The organism is Acidobacteriota bacterium (genome assembly GCA_016716435.1).
Taxonomy (GTDB): Bacteria; Acidobacteriota; Blastocatellia; order Pyrinomonadales; family Pyrinomonadaceae; genus OLB17.
Genome location: JADJWI010000008.1, coordinates 1,248,414 through 1,269,121 on the forward strand (window position 1 = coordinate 1,248,414; position 20,708 = coordinate 1,269,121).

General features: G+C 55.9%; 18 protein-coding genes. 8 read left to right on the top strand and 10 right to left on the bottom strand.

Translation table 11 applies throughout. The features are described from left to right. Positions 1-75: 75 nt before the first annotated feature. Positions 76-2,313: a VWA domain-containing protein gene (locus IPM21_17700; protein ID MBK9165707.1), complete on the bottom strand. Its 2,238-nt coding sequence runs from the start codon at positions 2,311-2,313 to the stop codon at positions 76-78. Positions 2,314-2,493: 180 nt separating this feature from the next. On the opposite strand from IPM21_17700, the gene IPM21_17705 reads away from it, so the two are divergent. Beyond that, positions 2,494-3,474, top strand: a complete 981-nt coding sequence (locus IPM21_17705; GenBank protein MBK9165708.1) for a hypothetical protein — start codon at positions 2,494-2,496, stop codon at positions 3,472-3,474. A gap of 20 nt (positions 3,475-3,494) precedes the next feature. Continuing rightward, positions 3,495-4,283 (top strand): hypothetical protein, encoded by a 789-nt coding sequence (locus tag IPM21_17710; protein ID MBK9165709.1) that lies wholly within the window; start codon positions 3,495-3,497, stop codon positions 4,281-4,283. 13 nt (positions 4,284-4,296) lie between these two features. Here IPM21_17710 and IPM21_17715 read toward each other — a convergent pair whose 3' ends face one another. Together IPM21_17715 and IPM21_17720 are read right to left on the bottom strand one after the other, a co-directional pair. Next, on the bottom strand, positions 4,297-5,025 hold the full coding sequence (locus IPM21_17715; protein MBK9165710.1) for a hypothetical protein: 729 nt from the start codon (positions 5,023-5,025) through the stop codon (positions 4,297-4,299). Beyond that, positions 5,009-5,284, bottom strand: a complete 276-nt coding sequence (locus IPM21_17720) for a hypothetical protein (protein MBK9165711.1) — start codon at positions 5,282-5,284, stop codon at positions 5,009-5,011. Before IPM21_17720 ends, IPM21_17715 begins: the two co-directional genes overlap by 17 nt. Positions 5,285-5,371: 87 nt before the next feature. Here IPM21_17720 and IPM21_17725 point away from each other — a divergent pair, with 87 nt between their 5' ends. Continuing rightward, a complete protein-coding gene (locus IPM21_17725) occupies positions 5,372-6,307 on the top strand; it encodes an ATP-binding cassette domain-containing protein (protein ID MBK9165712.1) in 936 nt (311 codons plus the stop codon). Here IPM21_17725 and IPM21_17730 read toward each other — a convergent pair. Next, positions 6,304-9,492, bottom strand: a complete 3,189-nt coding sequence (locus IPM21_17730) for a S8 family serine peptidase (GenBank protein MBK9165713.1) — start codon at positions 9,490-9,492, stop codon at positions 6,304-6,306. The two genes, IPM21_17725 and IPM21_17730, sit on opposite strands and share 4 nt — an antisense overlap. A 137-nt stretch (positions 9,493-9,629) precedes the next feature. After that, the gene (locus IPM21_17735; protein MBK9165714.1) at positions 9,630-11,180 is read right to left on the bottom strand and encodes an OmpA family protein; all 1,551 of its coding nucleotides are present in this window, start codon (positions 11,178-11,180) and stop codon (positions 9,630-9,632) included. A gap of 140 nt (positions 11,181-11,320) precedes the next feature. On the opposite strand from IPM21_17735, the gene IPM21_17740 reads away from it, so the two are divergent. Continuing rightward, a complete protein-coding gene (locus tag IPM21_17740) occupies positions 11,321-13,123 on the top strand; it encodes an ABC transporter ATP-binding protein (protein ID MBK9165715.1) in 1,803 nt (600 codons plus the stop codon). Here the strand turns inward: IPM21_17740 and IPM21_17745 are convergent. Then, positions 13,120-13,560: an SRPBCC family protein gene (locus IPM21_17745; protein ID MBK9165716.1), complete on the bottom strand. Its 441-nt coding sequence runs from the start codon at positions 13,558-13,560 to the stop codon at positions 13,120-13,122. The genes IPM21_17740 and IPM21_17745 overlap by 4 nt on opposite strands. A gap of 165 nt (positions 13,561-13,725) precedes the next feature. Here IPM21_17745 and IPM21_17750 point away from each other — a divergent pair, with 165 nt between their 5' ends. From IPM21_17750 to rpoZ, 3 genes are read left to right on the top strand one after another with little or no spacing between them, the layout of a single operon-like run. Further along, a complete protein-coding gene (locus IPM21_17750) occupies positions 13,726-14,604 on the top strand; it encodes a YicC family protein (protein MBK9165717.1) in 879 nt (292 codons plus the stop codon). Positions 14,605-14,606: 2 nt separating this feature from the next. After that, positions 14,607-15,245, top strand: a complete 639-nt coding sequence (gene gmk, locus IPM21_17755; GenBank protein MBK9165718.1) for a guanylate kinase — start codon at positions 14,607-14,609, stop codon at positions 15,243-15,245. A 6-nt stretch (positions 15,246-15,251) separates the two neighbouring features. Further along, positions 15,252-15,500 carry a DNA-directed RNA polymerase subunit omega gene (gene rpoZ / locus IPM21_17760; protein MBK9165719.1) on the top strand — a complete coding sequence of 83 codons (249 nt, stop codon included), beginning with the start codon at positions 15,252-15,254 and terminating at the stop codon, positions 15,498-15,500. A 52-nt stretch (positions 15,501-15,552) separates the two neighbouring features. Here rpoZ and IPM21_17765 read toward each other — a convergent pair whose 3' ends face one another. Beyond that, the gene (locus IPM21_17765; protein MBK9165720.1) at positions 15,553-17,259 is read right to left on the bottom strand and encodes an electron transfer flavoprotein-ubiquinone oxidoreductase; all 1,707 of its coding nucleotides are present in this window, start codon (positions 17,257-17,259) and stop codon (positions 15,553-15,555) included. A 115-nt stretch (positions 17,260-17,374) separates the two neighbouring features. On the opposite strand from IPM21_17765, the gene IPM21_17770 reads away from it, so the two are divergent. After that, positions 17,375-18,136, top strand: coding sequence for a DUF3142 domain-containing protein (locus IPM21_17770; protein ID MBK9165721.1), 762 nt, complete (start codon positions 17,375-17,377; stop codon positions 18,134-18,136). Between the two features lie 358 nt (positions 18,137-18,494). Here IPM21_17770 and IPM21_17775 read toward each other — a convergent pair whose 3' ends face one another. The 3 genes from IPM21_17775 to cyoE are packed head-to-tail and all read right to left on the bottom strand — an operon-like array spanning position 18,495 to position 20,560. Continuing rightward, positions 18,495-18,944: a DUF420 domain-containing protein gene (locus IPM21_17775; protein ID MBK9165722.1), complete on the bottom strand. Its 450-nt coding sequence runs from the start codon at positions 18,942-18,944 to the stop codon at positions 18,495-18,497. Between the two features lie 9 nt (positions 18,945-18,953). Continuing rightward, a complete protein-coding gene (locus IPM21_17780) occupies positions 18,954-19,655 on the bottom strand; it encodes a cytochrome c oxidase subunit 3 (GenBank protein ID MBK9165723.1) in 702 nt (233 codons plus the stop codon). Further along, positions 19,655-20,560 carry a protoheme IX farnesyltransferase gene (cyoE, locus tag IPM21_17785; GenBank protein ID MBK9165724.1) on the bottom strand — a complete coding sequence of 302 codons (906 nt, stop codon included), beginning with the start codon at positions 20,558-20,560 and terminating at the stop codon, positions 19,655-19,657. Before cyoE ends, IPM21_17780 begins: the two co-directional genes overlap by 1 nt. Positions 20,561-20,708: the final 148 nt, after the last annotated feature.

The following is a 20,708-nucleotide window of genomic DNA, read 5'->3' on the forward strand; positions in this document are numbered from 1 at the left end:
CAACAGGATACCGAAACCCTTCGTGAAAATCACCTTTTATTGGACGGCGTTAACAGTCCTGTTTTGCCTATCGCTTTATTTCACGACACGATAGACGCGGCCATTCCAGATGACCGAGACCTGTTCGCCGAGAGCGAAATACTGAGCCAGCATCGGTTCGCGACTAATAAGACGGTAGTACTCTTCGCTTCCAAATTGCACTTCTGTCTCTGGCAGCTTGGTCTCCGGCCGGATGTCGGCATCGACCCAGACCTCGTTCTCAAGGAAGAAGTTCCGGTTCGCGACGAACTGGTTCTCCGCCGAACGCTTAACGGTCACCTGATCCTCGGCCCGCATATCTGACCGCTCGGCGAGCGTGACATTCGACTTCTGCGTGTTCTGCTGAACGCTCAGGGCAACGGCATCACGGCCGCTTTCGTCCTCAAGTGATCGTGGCCTGACAGCCGGCGGTGCAATAAGACCGCTGCCCGCCCTGCGGGACGAAACGAAGCTTCCATCGGTCGCGAGGTATGAGGTGTAGGGCGTAACGATGCCGAAACGCGTTCCGAGCTCGACGATCTCGTCCTTGACCTCCTTTGTCTCGCCGTTCGCACGGATCGCTTCGACCAGCCAGCCGACCCGCCGCGTCGCCCAGAGCCTTGGCAAGAAGTCATTTTGAGTCGCCCGCCTGGGGAAATCGAGCCCGCGAAAATCGTATGCCTTTGGCGCATTTCCGGTCTTGCCGCTGAGCGTCACGACCACATCCCGCAGGTCGCTTTCATTGCGGTATCGTCCGATCAGCGTCGTCTGCATCCCCTTGAAAAGGTCGCCCGGCTTTCGCGGATAGACCATTTCGGCCTGGATCGGCCCGAGGTCGATCTCAACGTCCGAAAGCACCGGCGAACTTACCCTCGCGAAGAAGCTCGAGACTTTTACCTCGAGGTCTTCCTGCGGCTGGACGTAATCGGAAATGCCCGAGTTCTCAGTGCCGAGCTTATCGAGCAATGCCGTGTTGACGTCATAACCAAACCCGAACGGAAAGACGCGGACGTCTATCTTCCGAGCGGCCTTGAAGTTAGAAAGTATCTTTGTTGCGTTCGTTTCGCCGACCGTCGGCAAGCCATCCGTCATAAAGACAAGCATCTTCGGCCGGTTGCCGGACTCGAATTGCTTGAGCGAGGCGATCAGCGCATCGTTGATATTGGTTCCGCCCGTCGGCTGCAGACGTTCAACGAATTCCTCGCCCTTCTTCTTGCCGCCGGCGTCCGCCCGGATCAATCCGCTTTCCATCAACCGCTCTTCGCCCGCAAAGCCGATGACGTTAAAGCGGTCGCTGTCTCGCAGAGTCCTAATGCCAAATAACAGTGCGGCTCGCGCCTTTTCCATCTTGCCGGCATCGGCCATCGAACCGCTGGTGTCCAATACGAAAACGATGTCCTTGCTGACGATCTCACGTTCGCCGAGGTCATCACGCGGCGAGAGCGTAAGCAAAAAGTACCCGTCCTTTCCGGGTTCGCGATAGGTCAGGAGTGACATGCTGAAATCAGCTTCGGAAAGCCCGTAGAAGAGCTGAACATCCTTATCGTTATCGCTCGATTCAAAGGAAACAACAGCCCGCCGGTCATCGCGGCGATTGACCTCGATCGCGTGCGAAGGCGAGTAAATATTTCGCAATGGCTCGCGGCCGACGATCTCGATCTTGCCCGAAACCGTCCCGAAAGACTGCGGCGGCATATTTGCGACACCGCCTTCCGCCCCGGGCCTTCCCCGCCAGAGGTTGCGGCCCGTCCCGAGCGGATATCGGTATGCGACGGTGCCCGATTCGGCTTTCAGGATCTGTGTGTATCGAAGCTCGACCTTCTTATCGGAATTTGGCGGGATCGGAAATATCGAGGCCTGAAGCAGGTCCTTGCCCGCATACTCGAGCAAGCCCGGGTCTCGCTGACGGCGGACTATCTCGTCGTAAATGCGGCGGGCCTCCTCGCGACTGCGGACCTCGCCGACAAGCCGCTTCCCGTCCTCCCAAATGGCAAATTCGACGACCGACGCACCATCGGGGATCGGGAAAAAATACGTTCCCTCAAGCGTAAATCGCGTGTCGTTGCGGAAGACCTGTTCCACGTGTGTCGTCGCGACCTGGCCCTCGATTTTCGTGTCGAGCTTTATCGATTTGACCGGCAAGACATTCGGCAAAGGCTGCGGGACCGGCCTTGGCCGGCAGGGCCGCGAATCACATGGAATAGGCAAAATAACGCCCTGGGCAAACGCCCCGGACACAGCGATCGCTCCGAACAGTGCCGGACCGAACATCAAACTCAAAAGGATCTTTTTCATTATTTTCTCCGCAATTTCGTTGGACTTGGAGAGCTGAAGGCATAAGCCGATATCTATTGAACGCCTCAGCAAGGCCAACCTTGCACGCAAATTTTGCAACTTTTTCGCTTGCCAGGGCATGTAATATAGAAATACGTTTCCCGAATGGCTTCGGGCATCCCATGTTTTACGGAGGCTATGATGCGGTATCTCTCAATTCTGTTCGTTTCGGCGATATTGTTTTCTTCGGCCATCGGGCAAGTTCCCGAGACCGGTTCGGAGGTCTGCACAGTCGAGAACTCGCGTTTCCTCGTCGGTCAGCTTGCGGCTGAGAGTCGCACGGTCCGCGAGGCTGATAAGCGAGTAAATATTCTCGTCCGCCTCGCAGATTTCTCATGGCCTTTCGACGAACCGACCGCCCGCCAATACTTCACCGAAGCATGGGGCGTTGCGGGCGCACATTTCAAAGAGAAAGGTTTTGAAACTGTTCGCCCAAGTTCGGCCATGGCCCTCACTTCGCAAAAGCCTGACCTTCGTATGACCGTGATAAAGGGGATTGCCAAGCACGATGCAAAATGGGCGGAGCGGCTTAGCGAAGAGGTACTCAAGGAGTTTGAAAAAGCGGCGTCAGAGCGGAATGAATTGAATCGCCAACGGGAGATCCAGGAAATGATCACACTCGCCGGCGAGCGGGTTGAAGAGGATCCGGCCTTTAGCATGATGATCTTCCGCCGGTTGATGCGTTATCCGCTCGAGCAGCACTGGTTCTGGGCTCTTTATAACACGGCAGGTAAGAACCCGTCGCTCGCCGCAACGCTTTATTCAGAACTTCTCCAAAACTATCGAAGCGAAACAGCCCGCCGGTTATTGATACTCTCTGCCTATCCATTCGGCCGAGAACGGATGTTCGGAATCGACCGCTTTACGATCTCGTCCTCGATGCCGACGAACTCGACCGCAGACCCGATGCTTCAACGGCAGTTTCTTGAAACGTTCTTCGCCCGAATTGCCGCCGCCGCGACCAACCCCGAAGAAAGACTGCGGCAGCCGGAGCCCAACCGTCAGCCCAAGCGGTTTATATGTATTCGGCGTTGCTGGAACTCGAACCGATCATCATCAGCGAGCACCCAAGCCTTATCCAGAGATTTACGCTCGCCAAATCGCAAGCAAATTCGCTTCTAACCGATGAAATGCGTGCCGGAATGGATCAGCGAGAATCTTCGAACCTCAGTATGAACACGTCGTTTGACGAACTTCTGGAACAGGCCGAAGAGGCTGATAAAGAAGGTAAACTGACGGACAATATGATAATCACAATGGTGATCCGGCAGCGGAAGACCGAGGAGCAATTTGCAAGGATCGAGCCTTGGCTCGACAAGATCAAAGAGGATCAGGTCCGCAAGGATTCGACCAACTACTTCTGGTTCACCCGATCGAAACTTGCCATTACCGAGACGCGATTTGCCGAGGCTGTACGCTTTCAGGGAAAAGTGACGGAAGCTGAGGACAGGGCGGTGCTTGCTTTTGACCTCGCCGAAAAGCAGCTCGAAGACTTGAGCGAGGCCGCGAGTGTCTATCAAACGCTCAGCGAGGTTGCCAAGATCGCCCAGTCGCTTCCGGACACGGCAACCAAGGCCAAGATACTGATGGGGCTCGCCTATCAGTATGAGCCGTTCAATCCGGGCTTTGCGATCCAGGAACTATCGGACTCGGTCGCCGTCATCAATCGACTTCAAGACCCCGACCTGGGCTCGACCGCCGTGTATCGGCAGATAATCGGTAAGTCATACAGTTTCTTTACGGTATATACCGTTCCCGGCTACGACCTTGAACGGACGTATTCGAAGCTCGCCGCCCGCGACCTCGGGCTTTCGCTCTCAAACGCAAGATCGATCGACGACAAATTCCTGCGGACGATCGCCGTGCTTGCCGTGACCCGCGAATGCGCGAAAAAGCCGCATCAGAACGCGGCCGATCCGGTAGTGAATTGAAGAAAGAATTAGGCTAAAGATCCTGATCCGGCGGCTTGTTTGCCGGGTTGGTTTCATCAAGAGCGGCGTCGATCTCGCGCTCGATCCGAACACGCAGGCGTTCGACAAGGTCGTCAGCTTTTTGCAAATTCACCTCGAGATTCGAACGGTTACGGCGGATCTCATTGAGCAGGTTTTCCTGATTCGCTTTTTCGGCAGTAAGTTGCCGGCGGCGGGCTTCCCTTAACTCCTCGGGCCGCAGCGTTCCAGCAAATGCGACACCCCGGTCGATCATCTCCGGCCGCATGTCCATCTCAATCGAATCGAGTTTTGCCAGGACCGTACCTTCCTTTTCAAGCATCTCGAAAAGCTGTCTGCGGAGAGTGTCCGACCGCTGCTCGGCACGCGTCAGTATGTCAAGATTGAGCGCCAGCCGCTTTTGAACTGCATCAGGGTCGCGGCTTCGCGTCGACTCAAGCAACTTGATCCGAGCCTCGAGTGTCTCGATCGTCTGCTGGTCGCGCGTCTCGCTATCTACCACCGGCCGGCCTGCCGGTTCGTTGCTGTCCGGAATGCTAACCCAAGGGAGGTCGTCGGCCCGGCTGATCACCTCGGGAATCGCCGGCGTCGCCGTTGGCCTAGGGGTCGGCGTACGCGTCGGCTGCGGCCGTTGGGCGTCTGCTGCGATCGCTCCTGCTCCGATCAATAAAGCTAATCCCGCCGCCACTGAAATTTTGCGAAGCACCTTATTTTCTCTTGCCATTTTTCTTCTCCGCTTCGTCCTTATCCGCCAGAAAATCGCCCCTGACGAGTTCGATGCCGTTCTTAACCAGCCCAACGACCGGAATGGCATCGATGCCGGAGTTTATGACGCCCCTGACCACGCCCTTTCGCCGGATATCGCTCCCGACGAGCGCGGTGGCGACAACCGTTCCGCCAAAGGGCAACATTTTTGCCCCGCGACGGAAGACCTGCCACCCGGCCGCCCGGACCACCTTCTGCTTTATGCTCCGCTCTGACATAGCCTCAGTCTAAACTTGCCATAATCAGATGACAACAGCATACTTTTCTTTGCACGATAAGACCTTCGATTTGTTCCTTTTTTCCTGATGGACCTTAAGCTTACGGATATTTCCAAGCGGTACGGCAATCGGTGGGCTCTCCGCGACGTTTCTTTCGAGACCGAAGCGGGCCGCGTTGTTGGTGTTTATGGCCTCAACGGTGCCGGCAAGACCTCACTGCTTCGGGTCGCCGCGGGCGTTGAGCCGAGCAACGGCGGGAAGGTCGAGGCTCCTTCGGCTTATTTTCTGCCGACATTTCCCGAAGTCCCTCTTCTACAAAGGCTCCGAGGCGTTCAGCCGGATACGGCCGAGCTTGCGGCGATCCAGTCGGCAAAGATCGACGAAACACTCAAAAGCGATGCAAAGCTCCTTTGCCTTGATGATCCATTTAGATTTTTTGATGCGGGCGAGCGGCGGCAGGCGATGGAGAAGCTCCGGACCGCCGCCCGGGATTCGGGAAAGCTGATCTTTTTCGCAACTAATAGCTTTGAGCAAATACTCGGATTTGCCGATGACCTTTTAGTGCTTGTTGGCGGATATTTGGGACAATACGGGCCGGCGTCGGAGGTTTACAATTCGCCGCTTACGGCCGCTGTTGCCTCCATTACCGGTCGCTGCAATATCTTCGAAGCCCGGCGGCTGACCTCAAGCAAAACTGACCTGCCCGAATTTCAAACCTTGAAAGGCAGCCATCGCCTTTTCACAGGCGAGCTCGAACGTACGCGGCTCGGCCCGATAAACCAGAACATCCCGCTCGCGATCCGGCCCGAGTATATCTCGATCTCATTCGGAGCTTCCTTTCCGGAAGACAATCTGCTCAAAGCGGTAGTAACCGAAGTCTCGTTCCTCGGCCCGATGACGCTCGTTCGGCTCGACGCAGGCGGGCTCGAACTCGAGGCCCTAGTCCTGCGTCTCATCGGACTAAACGTCGGTGAAGAATGCATGGTCGGCCTCCCGCCAAACCGCATCACCGTACTTTCCTAGCGAACAAAGGCAGATGGCACCGGGACGTCGGTCGGTAGCCCGAAGCCGGTTATGCCGACTCCGCCGGTCGAGCGATTAATGAACCACGTCGCCGAGCCGGGCCGGAAAACGGCCGCATCCGTCTTTCCATCGCCGTCATAATCTCCGGGAACCGCAACGTCGCCGGCAACGCCGAACGGGAACGCAAAGAACGTCGTGTCCTCGCTTCTCAGCACAAACCATTCGCCCGTTCCCGGCCGATAGAACGCGATGTCGGCTTTGCCGTCTCCGGTATGATCACCCGGAACTGTCTTATCAGTCGGCGAGCCAAACTGCACTGCGAAAAGCCCTGCCGTGCTGCGGTTGATCCACCATTCGGAACCGGTCGCTCCATTCGGACGAAAGACGCCGACATCCGCTTTTCCGTCGCCGTCGTAATCGGCTACGGCCGGAATATCGCCATTGGTTCCAAACACCTGGATCTCGACTCCGCCCGAAGAGCGAAGTATGAACCACGTGCCGGTCGCGGCCCTGAACACCGCCACATCGGCCTTTCCATCGCCGTCGAAATCACCCGGCGTCGGCACATCGCCTAGGGCACCAAACGGAAATGAAAAGAACGTCGAATCTTCGCTGCGAAGGACAAACCATTCGCTGGTCGCCGGCCGCCAAAATGCAAGATCGGCCTTGCCGTCACCGGTGTAGTCGGCCGGGACCATCGTGTCCGAAGCCGAACCGAACTGGAATGCGCGATTGGCACCATCCGAGCTGCGGAGATACCACCACTCGCCCGGGCCTTGACGGAAGATCGAGATGTCCGTCTTGCCGTCGCCGTCAAAATCGAACGGAGCTGCGGCCGTCTCCGAAGGCTCGGCGTAGTTATAAGCAATAAGTGCAAAATGCTGATCGGTCGTGTCGGCATTTCCGAGAATGCCGTCGCCATTCAGAGCCGTTGCCGCGACGGTGATCGTCACCGGAGTTCCGGCCGCAATTCCTTCGGCGAGCCGCACCTGCTCGACATTATCCACGACCGAATGCGTTCCGCCCGTGATCGAAACGCCGCCGGTGAAAAAGTTACCGCGATATGAATTGCCGCCGACTTGCACGGTCAGATCAAGATTATTGACCAGAGCCGGGTTCGAAACTCCGGGCGGGTCGGTCCAAACCAAAGAAACGCGGAACGGCTTCGAAGGATCAGCAACCGTGCCGGTATAAACGACGTTCTCGCCATTGTTTGAGAAGGCGTGCGTCTGATCGACGTGCTTCATTGGGACGCCGGTGTTCATCATCAGCCGCATGTTCATCCGGCCCCAGCCCTCATTTCCGTTCGGGATCGACGAGCTGGTCAGGTTTCCGTTCATTTCCTGGCCCGAAAGAATGATCGCCGACTTGATCATCGCCGGGCTCGGATAGGCTCCGCCGTTGCGGTCGCGCCAATATTGCGTGAATAACGCAGCCGCACCAGCCACCTGCGGTGCCGCATGTGAGGTGCCGGTGCTGTAAGCGTGATTTGCGTCAAAGCACGACGAAACACTGCCGCACGATCCGGCCCTGCTTCCCGTGATCACCGTTCCCGGAGCGGTAATGTCCGGTTTGATTCGTCCGTCCAATGCGATTCCTCGACTTGAGCTCGATCTTAGGTCGTCCATGTTGTCAGCGCCGGTCCCGCCGAGTTCAGTTCGAATGTTTTCGGAGTTCGCAACGGCGATCGTGTTCTTCGACATCTTCGGTCGCGTGAGTCCGCTGGTTCCGGAGTTGCCGGCAGAAAAAACAATGGTAAACGGATCGATCGAGGCTGCAAACGATCCATCTCTGACCAGCCCGTCATAGGTGGCGGCAAATGAATCGTACGAGTTCCCGTTCGTGCCCGAGCCCCAACTGTTGTTCGAGATGGTTCCGCGAACTCCGTTCGGCCCGAGCGTGTTCAAAGTGTCATCCACCGCCTGTGCGTCCGAGGTCGTGTTGCCCGACTTCAAAAATGGGATGTTGATGATGTTCGCCCGCGGTGCAATGCCGACGCCGTAATTAAAGCCCTGCCCATCGACCGGCCCGAATGGCGTGTAGCCGGCGATGATGCTTGCGTTGATGTGGCCATGGCCGCCACTCGCCCCGGCGGTCGCTCCTCGAAGCGGCCCGTCGATCGTGTTGTTTGCAGTTACGTAAAAACCGCCGTTGCCTGGAATGCTTATACCGTCATCCGAAACCATTACGGTCACGTTCGTGCCATCCGCCCCGAACTGCGTAAGCGGGTCGTAGCCCGGCGGGTTGAGCGTCGTTACGTTCACATAATTTCCCGCAACGATCTGCGCCGCACGCTCGTCCTCTGTCGTCGGCTTTATGTAAGGATCGATGCGAAAGACATGGTCCATCGCAGCCGCGTTCTCAAGCTGCGAGACAGGCATCTCGACACGTAGAACATTGAAGAAATTATTCGCAAGCTCGCTCTCCGCGACGATCCTGCCGCCGACCTTCGAGCGAAATTCCCAGCCCGCTGCACGCAGATCCGAACGTGAAAAGACCGCGATGTCATAAACCGCCATTTCGCTTTCGCCGGCAGCGAACGACCGGGCAAAACCATCGACCCGATGCTCAGGCAGGTAGTCTCCGACCCAGCGAACCCTTGAGTGTCCGGCGGCTTTCACGGCCGCCGATCGTTCGCCATAAACCAGATACGCCTGATGCGGTACATACTGCACGACCTCAAGCCCGACCTCGCGAATGCTTTCGAGCCAATCGTCCGAAGCGGTCGCCCCAAACTGAACCACGAAATATCCCTTGCCGCCTTCGCTTTCTGCTCCCGGTTCGATTGCAAAATCTTCGCTCGTCACAAGCGGCTCGAACTTCCTGCCCGGCAGGTGAAGCGTCGTTTCGATCCGCTGACTTCCCTCACCCGCAAGGCTGTCTCTCTTATTCGCCGCCGCTATCACGAAACTCCCGTAGTCCGCGACTATCTCACCGCGTTCGGCGATCCGGCCGCGGTCAGCGGGATTCGAGACCGGCACACGGACCAACTCGGTCGACGCGTTTCTGATCGTCTCGGTGACGCGGTCGCTCGCAGCAAACTCAGCGCGAAGTTCACGCCGGACTTGAGCTTCCTTTGATTGAGCTTTTTGCCCGGTCTCCGAAATAAAATAAACAGCGACGATAGCTGCTGCACAAAACAAAAACGCAGCGACCCGGAGCGGGCGTCGGTTCATTACGATCATTCTTTTCTCCAAAATGTGAGGTTTATAAGGACGGTCCTCTTACCGCGAGTTTATAGATTTTTTCTGTATATAACAAGAAAAATACCTGCCGGCCCAAAGGGCTAACGGCAGGCACTTCTCTTGTCTATTTCCATGGTTCAGATAACAGGGACCATTATCACGTGCACTCGGCGATTGCGGGCCCGATTCGCATTCGTGTTATTCGGAGCGACCGGAATGCTGGCACCCAGTCCGCGGGGCTCCATTCGGTTGTTTGGAATTCCGAAAACAGAAAGCCTTTCGGCGATCACCCTCGAGCGCCGCTCCGTGAGCGACTCAAGCTCCGAAGGCGTTCCCTGGTTGTCGGTATGCGACTCGATCTCGATCCGGTAGTCCGGATTCTCGTTCAGTATCTGACCGATGGCCGTCAATCGGTTATCTGCTCCGGGGGCAAAATCGGCCGAACGGGTCGCCGACCAAAAGTTCTCCGGCAAGGTGAGAATAATTCCCCGCTCGCTCTTCGAAACGGTGCCGTAGCGACGAAGTGCCTGCATCATAGAACCTTCGTTCGCCTGCAATGCATTCAATCGGGCCTCGCGTTGCCGCTGCTGTTCGGCCTCACGCTGCTGTTGGTCGATAGCATCGAGACGCGACTTCGCATTCGTCGCCTCAAGCTGAACGCGGCCAAGGTCCTCGCGGAGTTTGCCGTTCTCTGCTCGAAGGTCCCGGATCTGCTTCAAATAGTTTTCAACATCGCGTTGCGAGAGCTCCTTTGATCGCGTCTCATCGGCAAGCTGCCGTTTCAGTTCGTCGATCTCAGATTGAGCCGCCGTCAGTCGGTCTTCGACCTTCTGCATATCGGCGTCGGCCCGGATCTGTTCGTTCCGCTGTCGACGGGCGTCCGCTCTTTCATATGCCAGTTGCTCGGCAGCAACGGCGGCGCTGATCGACCTTCTCGCAGTGATATCGACCTCGTCCTCTTTGCGGCCGGCACGCCACGCCTCTTCTGAGTTATTGAGCAGCGTCTCGGCTTCTACAAGCTGTTCCGGAGCGTCGCGTTCCGCACCGGCAAACTTGGCCAAAGCGATCGCCTGCTTTGCCTGCAGAACGGTCGAGGGCGTCCGCGAATAATCGATCTCCGCGATCTCCGGTGTTCGCGAGTCCTTAAAGTAATCGCTCGTGTTGCCGAAGTACTGAACCGAAGCTGCGGTCGTCAATTGCTGCCCGCTTCTCGCGACCGGGTTCAGGTTCTCAAGCATGATCTCCTGCGACGGCCGCTTGACCAGGAAGTGCGGTTCGGCGGTGATAATGAGTGCAAAGGTCTGCAGCCGTGTCGTGACATCGATCTTTGAATCAAATTCGAAGAAACCCCGCCGCTTGATCTCGCCAAGATTATCAACCTGCCCTTCAGGCGATACAGCCCAAAGAACATAGGTCGCATATCCGCGTCCGAGTTCGAACGGACGCGGCATCTTGGATACCAAGACCTCAACCTCGGTGCCGTTGCGGGCAGTTCGCCGAATTATGGCTCGGCCGCTCATCCGCGGAAAACGCGTCGTTCCGCGAAACTGGACATCGACCCGCTCATTGAGCGGATAGGTGATCGCAGTGGTCCGGCGACCTACGTCTGCCTGTGCCGGCAGCTCGACCGTAAAGATAAGGCCAAAGAATAGTAAAAAGAGTAATGCGGAGGGCCTGAGTATTTTCATAATTATTTGGATCTCCGGAGTTGTTATGTCCTCTGTCAAGATGCCATACACAGGTTACGGGTTGCAAATTTCTCGCGTTTTTTGGACAACACGCATCACGCTAACGTATAGTCATTACCTTAGTTACCGATAGTTACCAGATGTCTGACCTGAACCGCCTGCTCACTTATGTCCGCCCCCACAAGGCCACATTCGCCGTTGCGATAGTCGCGATGGTGGTGGTCGCGGTCTTTGAAACGGCGATCGGCCTTTTGCTGATGCCGATATTTGAGCAGTTCATACCGGAGAACACGGGCTCGCGGTCGCTTCCCTTTAGCCTTCACGAGCTGATACCAAAAGAGCCGTGGTATTCCGCCTGGTTCGCGATTTCGGGGCTATTGATCTTTTTCACGCTTGCCAAGGGCATCGCCGAGTATTACTCATCGTACTTGATGGCAAAGATCGGCCAGTCCGCTGTTCTCGACATCCGAAGGCAGCTTTACGATCACCTGCTTTCGCAGTCGGCGACTTTCTTTGAAAAACACCGTACAAATTTTCTCGTCTCTCGGTTGGTCGTGAGCTGCTCGGCGATCGAACTTGCGGTTTCAGCGAATCTCCGCGACGTCCTTCGCGAGAGCTTTATGCTCGTCGCATTTCTCGGAGCGGCGTTCTATCTCAACTGGCGGCTAATGCTCGGTGCCTTGATCATTGCGCCGATCATTGCGTTTCTCACCAGCAAATTTAGCCGAGCTCTTCGCAAGCTCGCCGAGATGTCGTACGAGGGCAACAAGCTTCTCACGGACACCGCCCAGGAAACTCTCGCGAACCACAATATCGTCACTGCCTATCGAGCCGAAGATCGCGAACGCAAGCGTTTTGGCCGGGTCGCGGAGATCATTGCGAAAGCCAATCTGCGTTCGGGCCGGATCGCCGCGACCTCGCCGCCGACGATCGAGATGATCGGCACCATCGCTCTCGTCGTACTTCTTTATTTCGGGCTTCGCGAGATAAACGCGGCGGCAATGGACGCCGGCGAGTTTTTTGCCTTCCTCTATTTCCTTTTCCGCAGCTACGACCCGATGCGGAAGATCTCTCGCCAGCATAATGAGATCTCGCGTGCATTCGCTGCGGCCCGCGACGTTTGGGACGTGCTCGATAGCCACGAACATCTGCCAGAACGGCCGGACGCAAAACCGGTCGCCGGGCTCGACCGCTCGATCGAACTGAAAGATGTCTCATTCAGCTACGGCGATAGCGGAAAGCCGATCCTCGCCTCGGTCTCGCTTGAGATCGAAAAAGGCAAGGTCGTCGCTCTCGTCGGCGAAAGCGGCGGCGGAAAATCGACGCTGATCAAGCTCATTCAGCGGCTCTACGACCCGGTCTCGGGCTCGATAGAATGGGATGGCGCCGATCTTCGCGAATTGAAACTCACTGACCTAAAACGGCAGATCGCCCTGGTCACTCAAGAGACCGTTCTCTTTAACGACACCGTCCGCTACAACATTTCTTACGGCGACCCCAACGCGACCGAGGAAGACATCCGCCGGGCAGCCGAGATCGCCTTCGCTGCCGATTTCATCGAAGAACTTCCGGAGAAATACGACACCATCGTCGGCGAACGTGGCACTTTTTTATCGGGCGGACAAAGGCAGCGGATCGCCATTGCTCGTGCCGTGCTGACCGACGCGCCGGTCCTCATACTCGATGAAGCGACATCAGCGCTCGATGCCGAGTCGGAACGGTTGGTCCAGAAGGCGGTCGGAAATTTGATGCTCGACCGAACGTCGATCGTCATCGCCCACCGGCTTTCGACCATTCGGCGTGCGGATAAGATCGTTGTTATGGAACGCGGAAGAATTATCGAGGCCGGAAATCACGAGGAGCTTATCGAAACGGGCGGAATTTACAAAAAGCTTTTCGATCTGCAGTTCGCCATTGAGGACAGGGATGTAGCAGATGCCTAGTCAACTCCATCTTCGACCCGCTTCTTAAGGCGTTTAAGATCGCCGGCAAGCCATTCTGCAATTGCCCTATTCAAAGCCGGAGCGGGCAGTTTGTATTCGTGTTCGCCGATGCTTTGAATACGAATTTTTGTCGTCGTGCCGCCGTCTGCATCCGACAGCTCGTATCGGACCTTCATCTGAAATGGCTCGTCCGCGGCGAACTCGGCAAAGCTCTCGCCGTCCGATCTTGAGACTATGTACTGGCACGAGTAATGCCGACCTAGCAGCGTGCCGATCCGCTCAAACTTAAGCCCCGGATGCATCAACCCCGGCGATTGCGGAAAACAGTTCGTCAGCCCGGTGATCCAAAGTTTGTCGTACTTTGGTTCAAACATCACCTCGGCGACATCTTTACGCGGTCGCTCGATCACGATCTCGGCTCGGGCATCAACTGACATAATTTTCGAAAATTCGTGAGGGGATCTCAGGTAAAGCACGAAGAGGATATCAATACTTGTGCGGGCTGTAAAGAGCCGCAGCGAGCCCTCAAGAGGCCACCGATTTCGTCTATTGCAGAGTCTATTGCATAATTGGGTTTCAGTAGTTCACCTTGGTAGCAAATTATGCGATCGATGACAGGATACGGCAGCGGCTCTGCGGGGTCGGAAGGGACAACGGTCTCGGTTGAGATGAAAACCGTCAACAACCGCTTTCTCGATGTCCATCTCAGGATGCCATCGAGCCTTCAGCACTTCGAGGGCGCTCTTAAAAAGCAGCTGTCGGCGAGCCTTACCCGCGGACGTGTCGATGTTTCGATTCAGTTAGAACGTTCGTCCGAGGTCACTTACGAGGTGAACAAGGAACTCGTCGCCGGATATCTTGCGTCGTTTCGTGAGATCGGTGAAGAATTCACTCTGCCCGGCGAGGTGGATATCGCAACCATCGCGAAACTCCCGGGCGTGCTCACGGCTAGAGAATCTTCGGCGGACGATACGCTCGAAACGTTGATCGCCGAAGCCGTTGGCGATGCGATCGTGCGGTTGCAAGAGATGCGTGCCAATGAAGGAGCATCGCTTCGTGAAGATCTCGAGCTTCGGCTCAGCAACATCGAACGCCACCTCGACCCGATCGAATCGGAGAGCTCCAATGTCTCGGAGGAGTATTTCAAGAAGCTCTTAAAGCGCATCGGTGAACTGCTCGAAAAGGCCGAAGCCAAGACCGAGATCGACGAAGGCCGGCTTGCTCAAGAGGTCGCCTATCTTGCCGACCGCTCGGACATAAGCGAAGAGATAACCCGCCTCCGGGCACATATCTCGCATTTTCGGACGATAATGGACGAAGAAAACGAGGTCGGCAAACGACTCGATTTTCTTACGCAGGAGCTCAACCGCGAAGCAAATACGATCACGTCAAAGACCTCAAATCTCGTCGTAAAGGAAAATGCTCTCGGCATTAAGAGCGAGATCGAGAAGATACGAGAGCAAGTACAGAACATCGAGTAACGATGCAGAAAGGAAACCTGATAATCATTAGTTCACCCTCGGGCGGCGGCAAAGGCACGCTGGTCCGGGAGATAATGCCGTCACTTCCTGACCTTGGTTATTCGATCTCTCACACGACCCGCAAGCCGCGATTTGGCGAGGAACACGGCCGGGAATATTACTTTGTCTCACGCGAGCAGTTCGATGCAAGCATCGCAAAAGGTCGCTTTCTTGAATATGCCGAGGTCCACGGGAATATGTACGGCACCTCACGCGAACAGATCGAGGACATAACATCCTCAGGCCGCGATGCGATACTCGAGATAGACGTGCAAGGGGCACTTGCCGTTATGGAGAAAGTGCCGACCGCGGTCAGCATCTTCATCTTGCCGCCCTCGTTCGAGGTGCTGCGGGCAAGGCTAACCGCTCGCAATACCGAAGACCCGAACGACCTTGCCATCCGTCTCCGCAATTCTTTCACAGAGGTGCAGAAGTACTCTCATTTCGACTACGTCATCGTCAACGAAGAGGTGCCCGTCGCTTCGCGACAACTGGCCTCGGTGATATGCGGCGAAAGACAACGCCGTGATAGACAAATGGCTCACATCGGGTCTATAATTGAGAGTTTCGCGGGAGCGAATCATTCAATTATCGGAATTTGACCTAATATGATCGAAGAAACAGAGCTTGCTGAGAACGAAATTAACCTTGATGAGATCGATCCGCCCGCGATCGACTCGAAATATCGGATGATCATTCTTGCTGCCCAGCGGAGCAAGCAACTTCAGCGCGGAGCACTTCCGAGAGTGGATTTTGATCCTCGCAAGAAAAAATCGACGCGGATCGCTCTCAAAGAGTTTGAGGAACATAAGGTCAATTTCACCTTCACCGATCAGGACGAAGAAGCCGCAGCCTGAACGACGGTCAATTCAATTCATGAAAAAGTCCGCTCGAAGCGGACTTTTTTCGTTACATACCCTTATAGTTCGGCCCGCCGCCGCCTTCAGGCGTTACCCAATTGATTATCTGGTACGGATCGGCGATATCGCACGTTTTGCAGTGGACACAGTTTGAGAAGTTCACCTTCAGCTCTCGCCTTCCGGTCGTTGCACTTTCTTCCATTTCATAAACCGCCGCCGGGCAGAACCGCTCACAGGGATTGCCGTACTCCTCCGCGCATCGCGTCGCACATATCTCTGTATCGAGCACATGCAGGTGCGAGGGCTGATCCTCGTCGTGCGAGACCCCGGCATGGAAAACGTCCGTCACCTTATCGAAGGTCAGCTCCTTGTCAAACTTCAGGTTGGCGTATCGCTGCGGATCGCCGTTGCCGTTCAGTCCGTCGAGCTTTGCCATCCGCTCATGGCCTGCAACGTGATGCTCCTTCGGCATAAAGCCCCAGGCGAGCCCCTTGGTCAAATACTGCAGCCCGGAATTGATCAGTGCCGACCAGCGTCCTTTCTGGAACGATGCGTGGAAATTCCTGACGGGATGAAGTTCGTCATAGAGCCAACTGAGATTTACCTTTTCTTCGTAATGCCGGAGCGAGCGTTCGCTGAAGTCCTCATGCTCAAAGGCACCGACGATCGTCTCAGCGGCAAGCATGCCCGACTTCATCGCGGTGTGGATGCCCTTGATCCGCTGTCCGTTGAGGAACGACGCCGAGTCGCCAACAAGAAGCAGCCCATCGGCGAAAAGCTTCGGCATCGTCCAATAGCCACCCGCGTTGATCGTCTTCGCACCGTACTTGATCATCTTTCCGCCGCTCAGAACCGCTGCGACCGCCGGATGCGTCTTGAACTTTTGGAACTCCGCGTGCGGGTCGATGTTCGGGTCAACGTAGTCCAACCCGGTCACGTAACCGATGCTGACTACGTTGTTCTTCATTCCGTAGATCCAACCGCCGCCATAGGTTTGTGTGTCCGAGGGAAAACCGAGCGTATGAACGACCTTTCCTTCGGCAAAATTGCCGGCCGGCACTTCCCAGAGCTCCTTTACGCCGAGCGAAAACACCTGCGGCTCTTTGTCTTCCATCAGTCCAAGCCGCTGCATCGCCTGCTTTGCCAGCGAGCCTCGCGAACCTTCGCCGAGCACGGTGACCTTTGCCAGCAGTTCGACGCCGGCTTCGAAGTTCGGCTTCTTATGGCCTTCTTTGTCGATTCCCTTATCGCCGGTCCTCACGCCGATGACCCGGTCATTTTCATCGTAAAGCAATTCGGCCGCCGGAAATTCCGGGAAGATATTGATCCCGGCTTCCTCACATTTTTCACCAAGCCATTCGCACATCTTCGAGAGGCTCAGGATGTATTTACCTTTGTTCTTAAGAGGCGGTGGGACGATCGGGGCGTTGATCGTTTTCGTCGGCGTCAGATACCACGCCGCATCTTCAGTAACGGCCGTATCTACCGGACATCCCTGCTCAAGAAAATCCGGCATCAGCTCGCGGATCGCGATCGGGTCCATCACGGCCCCGGAGAGGATATGAGCGCCGACGAACGACCCTTTTTCGACGATCGCTATCTCGATCTTGCCGATCTTGCGGCCATGCTTTATGCCGCGGTCGATTAGTTCGTCATGACGCGTTATCTCGGCCTTCAGGTGCAAGGCCGCCGCAAGGTTTGCGGGCCCGGCTCCGACGAAGACCACATCCATTTCTATTTGTTCCCTTTCGATCATATTTTCTCCGGTGAGACGCTTGAGCAAAAATGAATAGCGATTCAGTTTTACCAAGTATAGCAAAACGAACTTAAAGGTAATAAACGGTTTGCGTCGGTAGTGCTAGAATTTCAGGGTGACGCTCCGACCTATATTTGCTTTCGCCCTACTTTCGCTATTCGTTGCCTGCTCAACCGATCCGGCCGTGCGGCTGCCGCGTGCGTCGGACGCTCCGAAGACGATGCTCTGGGCCTGGGAACGCCGCGAGGACCTGAGATTTATCGACCCCGCGACGACCGGTGTTGCGTTTCTAGCGATGACGCTGACGCTCGAGGGCAATGCCGTCCGCCGCGAGTCGCGCCGCCAGCCGCTCGAGGTGCCGGACGGCACTTACCTGATCGCGGTCATCCGCATTGAAACAAGCAAAGCGACCGACCGCCGGCCCGCTCTCAGAGACTCGCAGATCCATGAAACGGTCGAACTTGTCCGCGAGGCCCTGAGTGGCCCGAACGTCCGCGGCGTCCAGATCGACTTTGACGCAACGCTCTCCGAGCGGCCGTTCTACCGCAAGCTGATGTCTGCACTTCGCTCAGGGCTTCCCGCGGAAACACCGCTGACGATGACGGCACTCGCGTCATGGTGCGTAGGCGACCGATGGCTTCAGGAAATGGATGTGGACGAGGCGGTGCCGATGGCGTTCGTAATGGGAGCCGATGCCGACCGCATCCGGTCGTTCATCCGGGCGGAAAACGACTGGACAGAGCCGCTTTGCCGGGCGAGCTATGGGCTTTCGATAAACGAAGCTCCGCTGACGGGGCTTAAACCCGACCGACGTGTTTTTTATTTTAACGATGAAGCGTGGCGGGCGGGCGACCTTCAAAAACTTTACTACCCATAACGCAATACCCGCGAATCGCTCCGCGGGTATTACGTCCTTGAGAAGACCGGATTTCTGCTTGTTTCGTTGAAAAAGCAGAGCGCGAAGCACACACAAAATTCGCGACCATAAGTCTTTTCTTCTGCTGTCACTTCTTTGCCACACCTACGGGGTTAGCTGACGGGCTAGGAACGAAAGTTATCCCCGCAAACCGTTGATGGCCTGCCTCGCCCCTGAGATCGGACAGGTCCGCTCTCGATGGTTCCCCCGTGTCGGGACTTCCCGACTTCGGTGATCAACTTTTCAACAGAACGATGATAGCACCGAGTCCGCGGATTGAGCAAGAAAAACCTGACGAATCCGGCATTTTTTTCTTTTCTTAGCGAGCCGGGTAGAGATGGTAGAGCATTATATAGACGATCACGCCGGTTACGGAGATATAAAGCCAAACGGGAAATACGAATCGGGCGAGCTTTCTATGTTTCTCAAATCGGCCTTTCAATGCCAAAAAGAGGGCCGCAATTATGAACGGAGCTCCGATTGCAGCGAGGATCGTATGCGAAGTCAAGATCGTGAAATATATGGGTCTCGCGAGCCCTTCGCCGGTGAAACGGGTCGGGCCGATACCGAAATAGTACGTCCTGATCGCGTGGTGGGAAAGGTAGCTGACCAAAAACAAGGTTGAGACGGAGAATGCAGTGAGCATGCAGGCCTTGTGCTTCCCGATCGCCTTTTGCCCGATGAAATAGAACCCAAAGACGAGAAAGACCGCCGAGGTTGCGTTCAAGAACGAATTCAAATGGGGAAAGATGCCGAGAAGTTGTTCCATATCAACAAGTTACTTCCAGAACGCGAGCAAAACCACGATTGCGATCCAAAGCCCGCCCATGAAGTGCCAATACCAACCGACCGAGCGGACTAGCTTACGACGGTATTCGCTCTCGTCATAGATCGACGTGCCCCGCCAGTTCCGCAAGACGACCACTCCCAGAGCGACTATACCGCCGAGAACGTGTATTGCGTGGGCCGCGGTCAGGATATAGAAAAAGCCCGCATACGGGTTCCCTTCAAGATACAGACCAGTTCGCCAAAGTGCGACCCATGCGAGAAGTTGCGACGCAATGAAGACGCCGCCGAATACTGTCGTTGTTACGAAACAATTGCGTGACGCCTGCCAGTTGCTCTTATCGACCGCGAGCTTTCCTGCATGAAATACAAAACTACTTAGAATGATCGTTATCGTGCTCACCCAAACCGGAAGAGGCAGGTCGAAGGGCTTCCATTCGAGCACATTGTTGGTCGCGATGACGATGTATGCCCCGAGCAAACCGCCGAAGGTCATCAGAACAACTAGCAGAACTATCCAGGTGATGACGCTCGCCTTATCCGGCCTTTCCTCGTCCTCGTCGTCAAAAAAGTCGTCCGGTCCGGGGTTAGGATCGCGGTATGAACCGCCCGGCCCGCCGCCACCGGCAAGAATATCCTCGACGGTAGTACCCGGAGCATTGTTTGATGGGGCTTTTACACCTTCACCTATCATTAGCGGCTGTCCAAAACTAACGTCCCGAAAACTATCGGCAGATACAAGACCGAGGCCATCAGAAGCCTACGGGCTGCCTTATCGTCCTTCGCCCGCGACATTCGAAAGGATTCGATCAGGAACCAAAGGCCCGCGACCGTGGCTACCCCGAGGTAAATGAATCCGGCGTGTCCGAAAAAGAACGGAGCCAAGCTGACCGGCAGCGTAAGAAACCCGAAGATCAATATCTGCCGGGCGGTGACCACACCGCTGCGATCGACGACCGGTAGCATCTTTATTCCGGCTCGTTCGTATTGTTCGCGGTAAAGCCAGGCGATGGCTAAAAAATGCGGAAACTGCCAAAGAAAAAGAAGAGCAAAGAGGGCCCAGGCTCCGAGCGAGATCTCATTCGCAGCCGAGGTCCAGCCCATTAGCGGCGGCATAGCTCCCGGGACCGCTCCGACCGCTGTGCAAAGCGTGCTGCGGGTCTTGAGCGGTGTGTACATAAGCACATAGCCGACGATCACCACGACGCCCAAAATTGCAGTTAGCGGGTTAACGAGAAAGTAAAAGACAAGCTGGGCCGCAATCGTAAGAGCCGCTCCGAAAATGAAAGCCTCCGCTGAAGTGACCTTCCCGGCCGGAAGCGGCCTCTTCGCGGTTCGCTCCATAAGCGAATCGGTTGCCCGCTCAAACCATTGGTTCAATGCCGCGACTCCGAGAGCGAGCAGCAAAATGCCCGTCATCGACCAGCCGAAAAGGCCATAGTCGATCGGGGTTGCCGAACCGACGTAATATCCGGCCGCCGCCGTCAGCACCAACATGAACGCTATACGCGGTTTGGTTAAAACAATGTATGCATTCAGGCGGTCTCGAAGGCTTATAGGCTCGACGGCCTCGCCGATCTCTGCAACTGACATGCTCATAGGCTTACTGCTCTGCAATGGTAAAGAATAGCTTTCCCTGCCGGTTTTTCAAAGCTATGTCGGCAAGTTGGAAATGTTCATATTTAGAAGCAGAGCTAATATGCCGGAAGGTGACAATGCTCACATTCTGTTCTAACATCAAATAGTT

Coding starts and splice junctions, on each gene's coding strand:
- IPM21_17705 (MBK9165708.1), top strand. CDS start 2,494: ATGCGGTATCTCTCAATTCTGTTCGTTTCGGCGATATTGTTTTCTTCG.
- IPM21_17725 (MBK9165712.1), top strand. CDS start 5,372: ATGGACCTTAAGCTTACGGATATTTCCAAGCGGTACGGCAATCGGTGG.
- IPM21_17750 (MBK9165717.1), top strand. CDS start 13,726: ATGCGATCGATGACAGGATACGGCAGCGGCTCTGCGGGGTCGGAAGGG.
- IPM21_17745 (MBK9165716.1), bottom strand. CDS start 13,560: ATGTCAGTTGATGCCCGAGCCGAGATCGTGATCGAGCGACCGCGTAAA.
- IPM21_17740 (MBK9165715.1), top strand. CDS start 11,321: ATGTCTGACCTGAACCGCCTGCTCACTTATGTCCGCCCCCACAAGGCC.
- rpoZ (MBK9165719.1), top strand. CDS start 15,252: ATGATCGAAGAAACAGAGCTTGCTGAGAACGAAATTAACCTTGATGAG.
- IPM21_17765 (MBK9165720.1), bottom strand. CDS start 17,259: ATGATCGAAAGGGAACAAATAGAAATGGATGTGGTCTTCGTCGGAGCC.
- IPM21_17775 (MBK9165722.1), bottom strand. CDS start 18,944: ATGGAACAACTTCTCGGCATCTTTCCCCATTTGAATTCGTTCTTGAAC.
- IPM21_17735 (MBK9165714.1), bottom strand. CDS start 11,180: ATGAAAATACTCAGGCCCTCCGCATTACTCTTTTTACTATTCTTTGGC.
- IPM21_17715 (MBK9165710.1), bottom strand. CDS start 5,025: ATGGCAAGAGAAAATAAGGTGCTTCGCAAAATTTCAGTGGCGGCGGGA.
- IPM21_17780 (MBK9165723.1), bottom strand. CDS start 19,655: ATGATAGGTGAAGGTGTAAAAGCCCCATCAAACAATGCTCCGGGTACT.
- IPM21_17720 (MBK9165711.1), bottom strand. CDS start 5,284: ATGTCAGAGCGGAGCATAAAGCAGAAGGTGGTCCGGGCGGCCGGGTGG.
- IPM21_17730 (MBK9165713.1), bottom strand. CDS start 9,492: ATGATCGTAATGAACCGACGCCCGCTCCGGGTCGCTGCGTTTTTGTTT.
- gmk (MBK9165718.1), top strand. CDS start 14,607: ATGCAGAAAGGAAACCTGATAATCATTAGTTCACCCTCGGGCGGCGGC.
- IPM21_17700 (MBK9165707.1), bottom strand. CDS start 2,313: ATGAAAAAGATCCTTTTGAGTTTGATGTTCGGTCCGGCACTGTTCGGA.
- IPM21_17710 (MBK9165709.1), top strand. CDS start 3,495: ATGGATCAGCGAGAATCTTCGAACCTCAGTATGAACACGTCGTTTGAC.
- cyoE (MBK9165724.1), bottom strand. CDS start 20,560: ATGAGCATGTCAGTTGCAGAGATCGGCGAGGCCGTCGAGCCTATAAGC.